This window comes from Planktothrix rubescens CCAP 1459/22, from assembly GCA_904830895.1.
GTDB lineage: Bacteria > Cyanobacteriota > Cyanobacteriia > Cyanobacteriales > Microcoleaceae > Planktothrix > Planktothrix agardhii.
The window spans coordinates 4734684-4751998 of sequence record LR882958.1 but is presented as its reverse complement, the minus strand read 5'-3'; the positions used below and the strand labels follow the sequence as shown (position 1 = coordinate 4751998).

The 17315-nt window shown below is 40.1% G+C and carries 3 protein-coding genes; all 3 read left to right on the top strand.

What is annotated here, in order from left to right:
- Positions 1-245: 245 nt before the first annotated feature.
- The 3 genes from NMG86_RS21595 (at position 246) to NMG86_RS21585 (ending at position 17305) form a co-directional block, all read left to right on the top strand.
- Positions 246-8171, top strand: a complete 7926-nt coding sequence (locus tag NMG86_RS21595; RefSeq protein ID WP_026796479.1) for a type I polyketide synthase — start codon at positions 246-248, stop codon at positions 8169-8171.
- 100 nt (positions 8172-8271) lie between these two features.
- Positions 8272-10026: an ABC transporter ATP-binding protein/permease gene (locus tag NMG86_RS21590; protein ID WP_026787624.1), complete on the top strand. Its 1755-nt coding sequence runs from the start codon at positions 8272-8274 to the stop codon at positions 10024-10026.
- 52 nt (positions 10027-10078) lie between these two features.
- Positions 10079-17305 (top strand): non-ribosomal peptide synthetase, encoded by a 7227-nt coding sequence (locus tag NMG86_RS21585; RefSeq protein WP_026796478.1) that lies wholly within the window; start codon positions 10079-10081, stop codon positions 17303-17305.
- Positions 17306-17315: the final 10 nt, after the last annotated feature.

The window sequence follows — 17315 nt, the reverse complement described above, 5'->3', positions numbered from 1 at the left end:
AATATTACCATCGAAATTTATCAAATAAATTTATAAATTAAAATCAAGTACATTGCTCTGTACGGCAGGGTGATAAGTACCTAAACAAAATTAATTACACATCCTCTACCCTGTTCCCTCCCCCCCTAGCCCCCCGTGCACGGGGGGTTTGGGGGGGGCTGTTCCCTCTCTCAACTAGGTAATTTATTTTGTGCAACTACTTACTATGGTAAACTCAATTTTATGGAAAAACATAGGAAGGAAAAATGTTTAAGCATTCAATCAGTTCTGGAGGGCAATTAAAAGATAATTGGCGGACACTTTCAGCAGTCTTAGCCAATGCTGCTAAATATGAAAATCAGGGAATTACCTATATTGGAAATGATGTAACCGAATATTTTCAGACTTATCAAGATTTATATAATGATGCTCTCAATATTTTAGATGGGCTTGATCAGCGTGGGATCAAGTTGGGAGATAAAGTTATCTTACAAATTGCTAAAAATAAAGATTTTATTCCCGCACTCTGGGCTTGTTTTTTAGGAGGAATTATTCCGGTACCTCTGACCGTTGCCCCTCATTATGAGCTAGAAAACTCGGCAGTTAAAAAACTGGAAAATGTCTGGAAAATTTTAGAACAACCATTAATTTTATCCGATAATGAATTAATTACTGAAATCCAAAAATTAGAAACTCAATCTCATCTGAAAGGATTGCAAGTAGTCTCAATTGATTATCTAAGATCTATAGAATCTCAATCAAATTCCCAACCCGATAAAACACCTAAAAAATGTTATTTATTACCTGATCTTACCCCAGAAAATCAAGCCTTATTACTATTTACTTCTGGCAGTACAGGGATGCCAAAAGGGGTGATGTTAACTCATAATAATCTGTTATCCATGTCTGCTGGAACAGTGGCAATGAATAACTTTAGCCAACAAGAAGTTACCCTGAATTGGATGCCCTTAGACCATGCAGGAGCCATCGTCTTTTTAGGAATTATGGCGGTGGATTTAGCTTGTGATCAAATCCATGTTCCGATGGAATTAATTTTACGTCAACCCCTGAAATGGTTAGAGCTAATTCAAAACCATCAAGCGACTATTTCTTGGGCTCCTAACTTTGCATTTTCCTTAATTAATCAACAGTCTGAACAACTTAATCAATCTTCTTATAATCTCTCCTCCATGAAATTTTTAGTCAATGCTGGAGAGCAAGTTTCTATTAAAACTATCCGCCTATTTTTAGAAATTCTCGAAAAACATCAATTACCAGATAGAGCCATTAAACCAGCATTTGGGATGACGGAATCCTGTTCTGGAATTACTTGGTCTGTTGGTTTAAGCCAAGATAAACTAACAGAAGAAAACATTATTATTTCTCTGGGAAAGCCAATTCCAGGGGCTACTATTCGCATTGTCGATCAAGAGAATAATGTTTTACCAGAAGCCGAGATTGGACGACTTCAAATCAAAGGAAAATCTGTCACTAAAGAATATTATCACAATCCCGAACTGAATCAAGAAGTTTTTCAGGATGAAGGTTGGTTTACCACAGGAGATTTAGCCTATTTATTGGATGGAGAACTCTTTATCACAGGGAGAGAAAAACAAGAAATTATTATTAATGGAATTAATTACTTTGCCCATGAAATTGAAACAGTAATAGAAGAATTAGAGGGAGTAAATGTTTCCTATACGGCAGCATTCGCCCTCTTTGATCAAATCCAAGAGACTGACTTATTAATTATTATTTTTAGTCCAGAATCAGAACATTTTGAGCAATGGGTAAAAGTCGTTAGAAAAATTCGCAGTCATTTAACTCAAAAAGTCGGAATTGCTCCAGCTTATGTGATTCCTTTAGAGACCAATTTAGTTCCCAAAACCTCTATTGGTAAAGTCCAAAAATCAAAATTAAAAAAAGATTTTGAACAGGGATTATTTGCTGGTCGGATTCAAGAAATTAATCAATATTTAGAGAGCGATCGCCAGAAAAACCGCAGCTTACCCCAATCGGAAAATGAGCGTCAAATAGCAACAGTTTGGTGTGAAGTTTTACAATTAACTTCCGTGGGTTTAAACGATAACTTTTTTGAACTAGGGGGACATTCTCTACACTTAATTCGAGTACACAACCAACTAGAAAAACTTTTTAATCGTCAGTTACCTATAGCTGAAATGTTTAAAAATTCCACCGTTGCCACCTTAGCCCGTTTCTTAAGTAAAGAATCAAATTCCACCCCAGCAACGCAACAAAAAAGCCGTCAACGGGCTGAAAATCGCTCCCGTCGTCAACAGGAAACCCATGATATTGCAATTATTGGCATGGCTGGACGATTTCCTGGCGCCAACAATCTCACAACTTTCTGGGAAAATCTGCAAAATGGAGTCGAAACCATCTCTTTCTTTACTGAGGAAGAGCTATTAGAATCGGGGGTTTCTCCTGAACTATTTAATCAGCCTAATTATATTAGAGCCAGACCAATTATCGACCAAGTTGAATATTTTGATAGCGAATTTTTTGGATACACAAACCGAGAAGCAGAATTGCTTGATCCTCAACAACGTTTATTCCTACAATCGAGTTGGGAATGTTTAGAAAATGCTGGTTATAATCCTAACTCCTATCAAGGAGCAATTGGCATATTTGCTGGGGCAAGTATGAACACATATTTAATTAACAATTGCTATCCAAATCGCGGTCAATTAGATAGTAATGATGAATTACAACCCTTCACATTAGATTCGATGGGGGGGTTTCAAACAATGGTAGCTAATGACAAAGATTATTTAACCACAAGAATTTCTTATAAACTAAACTTACGCGGGCCAAGTATTAATATTCAAACAGCTTGTTCTACAGGATTAGTTGTAGTCCATCTGGCTTGCCAGAGTCTAATTAATGGAGAAAGTGATATGGCTTTAGCGGGAGCCGCTTCAATTAACTCGCCGCAAAAAATTGGTTATTTATATCAAGAAGGTTTAATTCTTTCCAACGATGGGCATTGTCGTGCCTTTGATTCTCAAGCCCAAGGAACTATTTTTGGAAGTGGAGTCGGGGTGGTTTTACTAAAAAGATTACCAGATGCTTTAGCCGATAATGATCAAATTTATGCCGTTATTAAAGGCTCTGCTATTAATAATGATGGGGGGACAAAATTGGGATTCACTGCCCCTGGAGGAGAAGGTCAAATTTCAGTGGCAGCCGAAGCCTTAGCCTTTGCTGGTGTTGATGCAAATACGATTAGTTTTATCGAAGCTCATGGTACAGGAACAACCCTGGGAGACCCCATCGAAGTTGATGCTTTAGCTAAAGCTTATGGTGCGGCAAATCAGGGAGAATGTGCTTTAGGTTCGGTCAAAACAAATATCGGACATATGCAAATTGCCTCCGGTATTGTGGGTTTAATTAAAGCAACTTTAGCCCTCAAACATCAAATTATTCCCCCGACATTACATTTCCAAAATCCCAATCCTCAAATTGATTTTTCTAAGACTCCTTTTTATATTAATACTGAAGCCATACCTTGGAAAACTAAACAACAAAATGGACAAGAATTGCCTCGACGGGCGGGGGTTAATTCCCTAGGAATTGGAGGGGTTAATGCTCATATTATCTTAGAAGAAGCTCCTACGATTATTCCCCAACAAAATCAAACTAAACGGCCGATTAATTTACTCACAATTTCTGCCAGAACCCCACAGGCTTTAAAAGATTTAGCCAATAGCTATGTAGAATTTTGGGAAAATCACCCCGAAAGTGATATTTCTGATGTCGTTTTTACCGCTAATACGGGTCGAGTTCACTTCTCAAATCGTTTAGCAGTAATAGGCTCCGAAAACAGCGATTTTATCACGAAATTACGTCAGTTTGGACAACTAGATCAAGGGTTAATTATTCAGGGTCAAGTTGATGAAAAGCAACCGCCAAAAATTGCCTTTTTGTTCACAGGACAAGGTTCTCAATATGCGGGAATGGCGCATCAACTTTATCAAACTCAACCTACTTTTCGGCAAACCTTAGAGCAAGGGGAAAGCATCTATCAAAAACTAACAGGTAAATCCTTACTAGAAATTATATTTGCTAATTCCGATGAAATCTTAACTCAAACCTCCTATACCCAGCCCGCTTTATTTATAATTGAAGTTGCTTTAGCTCAATTATGGCAGTCTTGGGGAATTGAACCGATCGCTATTTTAGGACACAGTTTAGGAGAATATGCTGCTGCTTGTTTTGCTGGGGTTTTTGATCTTGAAAGTGGCTTAAAACTGGTGATCAATCGAGGTCGTCTTATCGGTCAATTTCCTGATAATCAAGGAGCAATGGCCGCTATTTTCCTAGATCAAAAATCAGTTCTTGAACAGTGCCAAAATCAGGGAATAAAAATTGCGATCGCTGCCATTAATACCGATCAACATACCGTTATTTCAGGGGATAAAAAATCAATTCAACAACTTTGTGAACACTTTAATAATACAGGAATTAAAGTTCGCCAACTCAAAGTTTCCCATGCCTTTCACTCCCCCTTAATAGAACCAATTTGTGAACAATTCAAAACCATTCTACAGGAAATTACTTTTGCTCAACCCCAAATTCCCCTAATCTCTAACCTAACGGGAGAAATTGCCGATGATAGTATTATTACTCCCGAATATTGGCTGCAACACTTATTACATACCGTACAATTTCATCAAGGAGTTTTGTCTCTCCAATCCCTAGGATGTGATACTTTTATTGAAATCGGCCCCCAACCCATTCTTTTAGGTATTATTCAATCATCAATATCTTCATCTAACCCCCTAATATTACCAAGTTTGCGCTCAGGATTTTCTGATTGGGAAGTCCTATTAGAAAGTCTGGGTAAACTTTATGTTCGTGGTTCAAATATTGATTGGTTTGGCTTTCACAAAGATTATCATTGTAGCCGATGTTCTTTACCAACTTATCCTTTTCAACAAAGCCGCCATTGGATTCCCTTAAAAACTCAATTACCAACGGTTACTCAAGAATCTAGTTTGGTCAAGATGTTATCTAATAAAAATACTAAGAGCTTGATGCAAACCCTTTTAGAAACCGGGAATTATTCCGAAACAGAAAAACAAACGGTATCGGCTATTGTTCAACAATTAATTCAACTTCATCACCAACAGACAAATAATTTTGATTTTGAAAACCTACTCTATCAGGTAAAATGGTTCCCCGATAATTTAGCAACTCAAAAATCAGAAAATCTCGCAACAATTCAAGCGGATTTAGATGTTTATATGGAAAAACAAATACAATTCGCATCATTAACAGGAGTTTCTTTAGCTTTTGCTGAAATGGAAAAACTCAGTGTAGATTTTATTATTAAAGCCTTAAAAGATTTAGAACTCTTTCAACTCAATACACTGCTTTCCCCCGACGACAGTTTTAGTCAAGCTGGGATTAAAGCAGAATATAAATTACTCTGGAATCATTGTTTCAAAATCTTAGCAGAAACAGGCATTTTAGAAAAGCAGGATTCTGGCTGGAAAATCATCAATAAACCGCAACAATCCCATCCAGATTTAACAGTAGAAAACTTAATTAATCAATATCCAAATGCTCTAATAGAACTCACCCTATTTCAGCGAGTTGCTGCTAATTTAGCCGCCATCCTGACAGGAAAAATTGCGCCTTTATCTATCTTATTTTCTCAAAATGAAAAAATCGGAGCCGCCGAATTTTATAAAAACACATCCTGGGCAAAAGTTCTCAACCTGAGTATCTCTAAAGCTGTTGAACTTTTATTATCCAACTATTCACCCTCCGAACCCCTCCGTATTCTCGAAATTGGCGCCGGAACCGGAGCAACTACCCATCAAGTTCTTAACGCTTGTAAGTCCGATCAAATTAACTATACATTTACCGATGTTTCACCATTCTTTCTGGAGACTGCTAGAGAGAATTTTACTCAATTTCCTAACATCAACTACCAAGTTCTCGACATAGAAAAAGACCCGAAATCCCAAGGATTTTCCCTCAATTCCTATGATTTAATTATTGCGGCTAATGTCTTGCATTCTACGCGAGATTTACAAGCAGAAACCTTACCTCATATTCAAAGTTTACTGCGTCCCGGCGGTCAATTACTATTACTAGAACTGACTCATCAGTCTAAATGGATTGATTTGATTTTCGGTATTACCCAAGGTTGGTGGCGTTTTAGCGATGATCATTTACGCTCCCATCATCCCATTATTAGCGCATCTACTTGGCAATCTATTCTGCTTAAATCTGGATTTGCTCAAGCGGAATTTGTATCTCCCGATCAAAAAATTGGCAGTGCTTTATTCCAGCAAAGTATTATTATTGCTCAAAATCCTAGACAAGCCAGTAATATTTCAGAAAATTGGTTAATTTTTACCGATAGTCACCCCGAAAAAGATCATCTTCCCCGTTTCATTCAAGCGCAACTAAGCAAAAATTATGGCTCCTGTACGATAATTTATCAAGGACAAAACAAGATTAAATTATCACAATTCGAGTATAGTTTAAATGCCCATCAACCAGAACAAATAAAGGCATGGTTTGCGGAAAATCCATCGCCCCATAGAATTATTTATCTTTTGAATGATAATCATCAAGATCAACCTGAATCTATTTTATTAAATCGCTGTCACTATTTGTTAAATCTTCTCCAAGCTATTCAAAAAATCCCTAATTCTCCCAAATTATTTGTTGTTACCCAAGGAGGTCAACCCTTTGAACTCAAACAGCCCACTTTTGTTACCCAGTCTCCACTTTGGGCCTTGGGGCGGGTTATTTCCTTAGAAAACCCAGAATTATGGGGAGGAATGATCGATCTTGACCCCAGCGCCGATATTACTCAAAATATTGCTGATTTACTATTAGGATTGACCCATTCCATCAGCGAAGATCATCTGCTATTCCGCAATGGCCAAGCCTATCTGGGGCGTCTAGTCCCATCGACATCTCCACCGACAAAACCATTGACTATTCAAGCTGAAGCGACCTATTTGATTACCGGAGGTATTGGTCATCTCGGTTTGGCCCTGGCTGGTCATTTGGTTGATTTAGGGGCAAAACATCTGATTTTGACCACCCGTCGCCCCTTTCCCCCGAGTTCGGAAATATCCACAGAATTTGCCAAAATCATGGAAAATCTCAGGATTTTAGAGCAAAAAGGAGTATCTGTCGAAGTTTGTCAAGCTGACGTCGGGGATTTTGAGCAGATACAAGCAATATGGGCCAAAATCGAAAAAACAGCCTATCCCCTACGCGGGGTTTTCCATCTTGCTGGAGTTTCAGGACGCCAAGCGCAATTAAGCGAATGTACATTTGCTGATCTCGAAATAGTTTTTCAAGCAAAAGTTCGAGGTTCTTGGAATTTACATCGGTTATCTTTAGCAACTAAATTAGACTATTTTGTGCTATTTTCTTCGGCGGGTGCAATTTGGGGAGCCAAAGCACAAGGTTTATATGATGCAGTTAGTAATTCAATGGATTCTTTAGCTCTTATGCGTCATCTTCAAGGATTACCTGCTACTACTTTAAATTGGGCATTATTAGCAGGAAATGGGATTGTTTCCCCAGACTATGAAGATTGGCTTAAACAGATTGGTATGAAGGAAATTGACCTAGATAGGGCGTTTTCTGTAATGGATGCTATTATTGAGTCTAATCAAACACAAATTTTAGTTGCTGATGTAGATTGGGTTCGCTTCAAAAATATCTATGAATTTCAAGGCGATAAACCCCTTCTGAAAAAATTAGGACAATCTCAAAATATAATTAAATCTGTTCAAGATTCAAGTTCTACACGCCGTCTTTTAGAAGATATAGCACCAGGAGAACGTCGAGAACATTTATTTCAATATATTGGCAAACAAGTGGGGATGATTTTGGGAATTAAACAAATGCCTGACCCGGAACAAGGATTCTCAGAAATGGGGATTGATTCTTTGTTGTCTATCGAATTAAAAAATCGTTTAGAAAAAGGATTAGAAGTGACTTTACCTGCTTCTTTAGTTTTTGATTTTCCCAATATTAGACGATTAGTTGATTATCTGATTCAGCAGGTTTTAGGTTGGCAAGTTCAGACAATAGTGCAGACCACTGTTGATTCTACAGAAGTTCAGCAGGATGTCGATGCAGATTTAATTTTGCGAGAACTTTCTGAATTGGAGGACTTTTTAAGTGATTAAATCAGCCAAATTATAATATGCTGGAAATTGTCAACCACTTTCAAGATATTGAATTAAAACTACTCCGCTCCCACCGAGACAACTACTCTATCTGTAAAATATGCAAACTCAAGTTTCGAGCCAACAACCCTTAGCTAATTTTAATAAATTTTGGGATGCTTTAAAAGTTATTTCTGGATCTTATTGGTATCCAACAGACCCCAAAGGACGAAGTTTTTCAGAAGTAATCCGCTCCTGGGGAATGCTGATTCTTCTGGTATTATTAATTATTGGACTTGTGGCTGCCAATGCAGCTAATAGCTTTGTTAATCGCTATTTAGTCGATGTTATTATTCAGGATAAAGATACTTCTAAATTTTTTACGCTTGTATCACTTTACGGTTTGGGGCTGTTGTTAATTACCTTATTTATAGCATTTTCTAAATTTGTCAAAAAAAGAATTGCTCTTAATTGGTATGAATGGCTTAATCAGCAGATTTTAGAAAAATATTTGAGTAATCGCGCCTATTATAAAATCAATTTTAGATCGGATGTGGATAACCCGGATCAACGTCTGGCTCAAGAAATCGAACCCATTGCCAGAAATGCCCTCAATTTTGCCACTACCTTGTTAGAAAAAGTCCTAGAAATGACGACTTTTTTAATTATTCTTTTGTCGATTTCTAAACTAGCCGCAGCTATTTTGCTGGCCTATACAATCATCGGTAATTTAATTGCCCTAAATTTAAGTAAAGAATTAGATAGGATTACTCAAGAGGAACTTGAATCTAAAGCTAACTATGCTTACGGCTTAACTCATGTTCGGAATCATGCTGAATCTATTGCTTTTTTTCAAGGTGAAAATCAAGAATTAAACATTATTTATCGCCGATTTAATAATTTGTTAAAAAGTTCTCTAAGCAAAACTGATTGGGAGAGAAATCAAGACCTTTTTAGCAGAGGCTATCGGTCTATTATCCAAATATTTCCATTTATCGTCTTCGCTCCCGCCTATATTCGCGGAGAAATTGATTTCGGACAAGTTAACCAAGCTATTATCGCTTGCAGTATGTTTGCTAATGGTTTTAGTGAATTAATCAATGAATTTGGGTCTTCTGGACGGTTTTCTAGTTATGTTGACCGTTTATCTGAATTTTCGCAAGCCTTAGAAGTTGTTACTCAACAACCAACCGATGTTAGTACCATAAAAACTATCGAAAAAAACCATATTACTTTTGAGGATGTTACCCTACAAACACCCGATTATGAAAAGGTAATTGTCAAAAATTTATCATTATCTATTGCACCAGGAGAAGGTTTATTAATTGTTGGCCCCAGTGGTCGGGGTAAAAGTTCTTTATTAAGGGCAATTGCTGGTTTGTGGAATGCTGGAACTGGTCGATTAATTCGGCCTTCCTTAGAACAATTTCTGTTTTTACCACAACGTCCTTATATAATTTTAGGAACCTTACGAGAACAGTTACTTTATCCTAAAAATAATCGTCAAATGAGTGATTCCGAACTGGAAGGGATTTTACAACAAGTTAATCTTCAAAATGTGGTGACAAAAGTTGATAGCTTTGATGCGGAAGTGCCTTGGGAAAATATATTATCATTAGGAGAACAACAACGCCTAGCTTTTGCCCGATTGTTAGTTACCCATCCCAGCTATGTTATTTTAGATGAAGCTACCAGTGCTTTGGACTTGAAAAATGAAGAACTTTTGTATCAACAGTTGCAACAAACCCAAACAACGTTTATTAGTGTAGGACATCGAGAAAGTTTGTTTAACTATCATCAATGGGTTTTAGAACTTTCAGAAGATTCTAGTTGGCGACTTGCTTCTATCTCTGATTATCAAACTCTCAAACATTAAGGTTTGATCTCGCCTTTTTGAATTTCACCCTCTTAAACCAAAAACACTATTTATGGAAAAGTTTAGAGAAGTTACGGAAACCCATCTTGTTGCCACAGATTACCAAATTCGGCAACTTCGAGAAATCCAGCCAGTCACACCTTTATTTAATAGTATAAGTCAAAATAAAACCGAACATAAAGACAAAATAATTGCTCCTATATCTATCAATTTACGCGACCGGATATACAATTTAACTGCTAAGAATTTGGTTAACAAGTTAGCTTTATACCTAGCAGCTATTCAATTTTTAATCTTAAAATACACGGCCCAAGAAGAATTTGTTTTAGCAACGGGAGCCTTAAATATAGAAACATCTGATAGCTTAATTTTTTGCCGATTCAATCAACAAAACTTGAAATCATTTAAGGATTTACTTAAAATCACTCGCAGTCATCTTCAAGAGGGATACCGCCATCAAAATTATGATCTAAATGGTCTAATAGAAACGTTTTTGGCCAGAGGCGGAAATCTCGAAACCATTTTTGATATTGCGGTGATTCAAGAAGGATTTTCTAGACACAGTTCTTTATTGAACAAATTTCAATTAGTTTTTGAAATTGAGGCAACCGATAGTTCCGTTTCTGTCACTTTTTCCCCAGATACTTTTAGAAAAGATTTTGTTCAAAGGATGCTAGGACATTTTCTACAAATTCTGGAAATTGTCACCATTAATCCCGATGTGGAGTTGAGAGAAATAGATATCCTCACCCCTGGTGAACGGGAGCAATTATTGATAAAATGGAATAATACCCAAACTGAATATCCAGCCGATAAATGTATTCATCAGTTATTTGAAGAACAAGCAAAACGCACTCCCAATGCCATCGCAGTAGTCTATGAAAATGAATCCCTAACTTACCAGGAATTGAATAATCGTGGCAACCAATTAGCCCATAATCTCCAAAAATTAGGAGTTAAACCAGATACTTTAGTGGGTTTATGTGTCAAACGATCTTTAGAAATGATTATCGGAATACTGGGTATTCTCAAAGCGGGTGGGGCTTATGTTCCTCTTGACCCAGAATATCCCCAAGAACGCTTAATCTTTATATTAGAAGACTCCCAGGTAAAATTAATCTTAACTCAAGAAAAATTAGTCGAGTCTATTCCTCAACATCAAGCGAGTATTATCTGTTTAGATACAGAATGGGAAAAAATTACTCAAGAGAAAACATCAAACCCGGAAAGTGGGGCTAAACCCGATAATTTAACATATATTATCTATACATCAGGCTCCACAGGTCAGCCAAAAGGGGTTTTAGTTAATCATTCCCATGTTGTTCGTCTATTTGCCGCCACAGACCCTTGGTATCATTTTAATTCTCAAGATGTGTGGACATTATTCCACTCTTATGCTTTCGACTTCTCGGTGTGGGAAATCTGGGGTGCATTGCTGTATGGTGGCCGACTGGTGATTGTACCTTACTTAATTAGCCGCTCTCCTGAATTGTTCTGGGAGTTATTATGTCAAGAGAAAGTCACAATTCTTAATCAAACTCCCACCGCCTTCCGTTCGTTAATTCAAGTGGAAAAGGCCCCCCCAAACCCCCCGTGCACGGGGGGCTTGGGGGGGCGGGGAACAGAAGATGATTTAAAGTTACGTTTGGTGATTTTTGGGGGAGAAGCCTTAGAAATAAACGGTTTACAGCCTTGGTTTGAACGATATGGCGACCAACATCCTCAGTTAGTGAATATGTACGGGATTACCGAAACCACCGTTCATGTTACTTATCGTCCCTTAAGTATGGCTGACCTGGGTAGTACAGCCAGTGTAATTGGCCGTCCAATTCCCGACAACCAGGTTTATATACTAGACCAATATTTGCAACCCGTACCCTTGGGCGTGACCGGCCAGATGTATGTGGGGGGTGCGGGGGTCACACGGGGTTATCTCAACCGTCGGGAATTGACCGAAGAACGGTTTATCCCTAGCCCCTTCTCGCCATCAAAATTATATAAAACGGGGGATTTAGCCCGTTATTTATCAAAGGGAGAATTAGAGTATTTAGGGCGGATTGATAATCAAGTCAAAATTCGGGGTTTTCGGATTGAATTAGGGGAAATTGAGGCATTATTAGCCCAATATTCGGCTATCTGGGAAAGCGTGGTAGTAGTTCGGGAAGATACTCCCGGAGATAAGTGTCTTGTGGGTTATGTGGTACCGCAACGGTCAATAACACTCACAATTGAGGAAATTAGGCAATTTCTCAAGGCTAAATTACCAGAATATATGATCCCTAATACTTTCGTGATCTTGGAAGCCTTACCCCTTAATTCTAATAGCAAAGTTGACCGTCGTGCCTTACCTTCCCCAGAACAAATTCATCGGTCGTTGGCGGATAATTTTGTCGCACCTTGTACTCCAATTGAAGAAATATTAGCTCTGATTTGGGCTGAAGTTTTGGGTATAGAACAAGTTGGGATTCACGACAATTTCTTTGAATTGGGAGGAGATTCGATTCGGGGTATTCAGGTGATTGCTAAAGCTAGAAAAATGAGCTTTAATTTGTCCCTTTCCCAACTATTACAACACCAAACTATTCAAGAATTAGCTAGTTTAGTTAGTCAGGAATTAAATCCTTTACCAACCCAAAATACAGAAAAATTTAGTTTAATTTCTGAAAATCAACCGCTCAATTTCCCCCCGGATATTGAAGATGCTTACCCCCTAACTGCCTTACAATTAGGCATGATCTTCCACAGTGAATATCAAGGAAATGTGCCTGTTTACCACGACGTTTTTACCTACCATATTCGCACTGTTTTTAATTATACAGTTTTACACCAGACTATCCAAGAAATTGCTGCTCGTCATGGCATTTTACGAACAAGTTTTGCCCTCACAGACTATGCCGAACCTCTCCAGTTAGTCCACCATCAAGTAGAGATTCCCTTAGCCTTAGCGGATCTGAGTTCCCTCACTAGCCTAGAACAAGAAGCCGCCCTAGATGACTGGATTGAAAGGGAAAAAAGCCATCCCTTTGATTGGCAAGTTCCGCCTTTACTACGTTTTCATATCCATCTTCGCAGTACAGAAACCTTTAATTTAACGTTGAGTTTTCACCACTCTATTTTAGATGGTTGGAGTGTGGCTTCCTTACTGACAGAATTGTTGCAACAATATTTGTATCGGTTGGGTCAAAATATTTTACCGCTTGCGGCTCCGCCAACGATTAATTTTCGGGATTTTGTGGCTCTAGAGCAAACCATTTTAAAATCCCAACCCTGTCAAGAATATTGGCAAAAGCAATTAGAAGACCTGACTATTACTCCCTTACCTGAATGGCCAGAGGTTAGTCAAAAAAACAAAAATTGGGATTGGTTAGTGCCGATTCCAACGGAGGTTTCCCAGAGCTTAAAACGGTTAGGAAAAAAAGCGGGGGTTCCTCTCAAAAGTGTTTTATTATCGGCTCATTTGCGGGTCTTAAGCTTACTCAATAATCAAACAGATGTACTGACAGGTTTAGTGTCTAATGGCCGATTGGAAGAAACTGATGGGGAAAGGGTTTTAGGGCTTTTTCTCAATACTTTGCCTCTGCGGTTACAGCTAACGGGTGGAACCTGGTTAGACTTAGTACGACAAGTTTTTGCAACGGAACGGGATAGTCTGGCCTGGCGACGTTATCCCTTAGCGGAGTTACAAAAAAGATTGGGTGGTCAACCGTTATTTGATACGGCTTTTAATTTTGTTCATTTTCACATTTACCAAGCCATTATCGGGGTGCAGGACTTGGAAGTGTTAGGGGGTAAGTTTTTTAATCAAACCAATTTCACTCTGCTGACGAATTTTAGTCTGCATCCGCTATCGGGGGAGGTGGAGTTAACGCTCAAGTATGACGGCGATCGCCTGGGACAAGCACAAATGGAGCGAATGGCGGGGTACTACCAAAAAGTGCTAACCGCGATCGCCCAAAACCCTTCCCAATCCTTTCAAGACCTTTGTTTATTGTCCGACGAAGAACAAGCACAAATTTTGTGGGACTGGAATCGTACTCAAACCGACTTACCGCCCCAACAATGCGTTCATCAATTATTTGAAATCCAAGTTGAACGCAGTCCCGATGCTGTCGCTATTGTTTGGAATCAGGAACGCTTAACCTATCGCCAGTTAAATGAACAGGCCAATCAAGTCGCCCACTATCTGCAAAACCTGGGAGTGGAATCGGAAAGTTTAGTGGGAATTTGTCTGGAGCGGTCTTTATCTCTGGTGGTGGGACTTCTAGGCATTTTAAAAGCAGGAGGAGCCTATGTTCCCCTCGATCCCCACTATCCGACGGAACGACTAGAACTGATTTTGACAGACTCCCAAGTTCCTGTGTTGCTGACCCAACAGACTTTACTGAGCCACCTATCCCACTACTCAGGCGATCGGGTGGTGTTGGACAGAGACGCGGCGATTATTGCCCAACAGCCTAAAACCAATCCTAAGAGTCAAGTCAGTTCCTCTAACTCGGTATATGTAATTTATACTTCTGGTTCAACTGGTAAACCCAAGGGGGTCGTCATTGAACATCGCAGTACCGTCACCCTACTAGATTGGGCGCGAACCGTGTTTAGCTTTGACGAATTGGCAGGGGTTTTAGCCTCCACTTCGGTTTGTTTTGACCTCTCGGTATTTGAGTTATTTTTGCCCTTGACCGTCGGGGGTGCAGTGATTTTGGCCGACAATGCCCTTGCTTTACCCAACCTCGCGGCGGCGACCGAAGTGACCTTAATTAATACCGTACCCACAGCGATCGCCCAACTTTTAGCCCTAGAAGCGATTCCCCAGAGTGTGCGAACAGTCAATTTAGCAGGGGAACCCTTATCCAACTCACTTGTACAAAAACTTTATCAACTCCCCCAGATTGAACGGGTTTATAACCTCTACGGCCCCTCAGAAGACACAACCTATTCCACCTTCAGTTGCATAGAAAAAGGCGCGACAACCCAACCCAGTATCGGTCGTCCTATTGCCCATAGCCAGGTCTATCTGCTGAACGCAACTCATCAGCCCGTTCCCCTGGGAACTATCGGTGAACTCTATATGGGGGGGGCGGGTCTAGCACGGGGCTACCTCCATCGTCCCGAATTAACAGCCGAAAAATTCATTGCCAATCCGTTTCATTCTCCCCTTCAAAAGCATCAAGGTCTAAGTCCTTCGCCCAAGCTTTATAAAACAGGAGATTTGGCCCGTTACCGTCCCGATGGCAATTTAGAATTTCTCGGTCGCAGTGATTATCAAATCAAACTGCGCGGTTTCCGTATCGAGTTGGGAGAAATTGAGGTGGTTTTAGAAAATTGCCCTGGGGTAAAACAGGCGGTGGTATTGCGACGGGAAGATCTAGTGGGGGGGGCAAAATTAGTGGCTTACGTTGTCAGCGAAAACTCCACTCTCACGACCCAAGATTTACGCCGTTTCCTAGAACAGCAATTGCCTGATTATATGATTCCTGGGTTTTTTGTGCCTTTAGAAAGTTTCCCCTTAACCCCCAATGGCAAAGTTAATCGCCCTGCATTACCCCGACCTGAAATGGAGTTAATTCCTAATGGGGATTTTGCGGCTCCCCAAACGGCCCAGGAGCAGATTTTGGCGACCATTTGGCAGAACGTTCTAGGCATTCAACAAGTAGGTCGCGGCGATCGCTTTTTTGAATTGGGAGGGGATTCGATTCTCAGTCTGCAAGTCGTGGCCCAAGCCCGTCAAGCTGGCCTCAAAATCACACCGCGACAGATTTTTCGATATCCCAGCCTGGCGGAACTAGCAGCCTGTTGTGACATAGATTCTATCGGGGATACACCTAACTTCTCTAGGACTTTAACCCACCAGGGTTTAGTCACGGGTGAAGTACCTTTAACACCGATTCAAAAGTGGTTTTTTGAGCAAAATCGATCTGATTCTCACCACTTTAATCAATCGGTTTTGTTAAACGTTCCTGCCCAGACTCAACCCACTTTACTCTCCCAAGCCCTCAGTCACCTACTCCAACACCATGACGCGCTTCGGTTACGGTTTAACTTAAAGCAAGGACAATGGCAACAAGATCACGGAGAAATTACCGAGACCGTTCCTTTGGCTGTGATTGATCTCTCAAGCATTGCTCCTGACCAACAGTTCCAACGCCTAGAGGCGATCGCGACGGAGCAGCAGGCCAGTTTCAATCTGGCAGAGGGAAAGCTAATGAGGGTTGTTCTCTTTCAATTAGGCGGCCAGCAGGGAAATCGCTTACTGATCATTCATCATCATCTCGTCGTAGATGGGGTTTCCTGGAGAGTTTTACTGGAAGACTTATGGACGGCTTACCAACAATTAGAAAATCAAAAAACAGTTCAACTACCACCCAAAACCCTAGCCTTCCGCGATTGGGCTCTCCTATTAACGACCTCTGCCCAGGAGCAGACTTTGCAAAAGGAATTGTCCTATTGGCTAAACCAGCCCTGGTCAACCGTAATGCCGTTACCTGTCATTCAGCCGCCAGAAAAACGCTCCCATCCCGTCGCCGAGGTGGCAGAGATCACGGTAACACTCAATGTAGAAAAAACCCGCGCCCTTTTACAACAAGTCCCCTCGGTCTTTAATACCCAAATTAACGATGTATTGTTAACGGCTCTGGCGCAAACTTTGACAGCCTGGACGGGCAGTTCTACCATCCTGCTGGATTTAGAAGGTCATGGACGGGAAGAGGGATTGGCAGAAGTGGATGTTTCTCGCACGGTGGGTTGGTTTACCAGTCTTTTTCCCGTGATTCTCCAACTGCCTGACAGCAATCACCCTGGAGAAAGCCTTAAATCCATCAAAGAACAGTTAAGAATGATTCCTAATCACGGTATTGGCTATGGCATTTTGCGTTATCTCAGCCCCGATGCCAATGTTCGCACTCAGATGGCGGCATTGCCAAAACGCGATATTATTTTCAACTATCTCGGACAGTTTGATGGGGGACAATCCCAGGCGACCCCTTGGCAATTAGCCCCCGAATCCAAAGGAGCCAATCATGGTTCAGCCGACGCTCCCAGTCATTGGTTAGAAATTAATGCCAGGGTGATAGGGGGTCAATTAGAGATAATCTGGAGTTATGCTCGTCACATCCATGACAAAGCAACAGTGGTCGGATTAGCTGATAATTATCTGTCGGCCTTGTTAAAGTTGATTGATTATTGTTTATCGCCTGTAGTGGGCGGTTTTACCCCTTCTGATTTTCCCGTTGCCAACTTAAATCAACAGGAATTAGACGAAATTTTAGCAGAACTTGATTAGGGAAATTTTA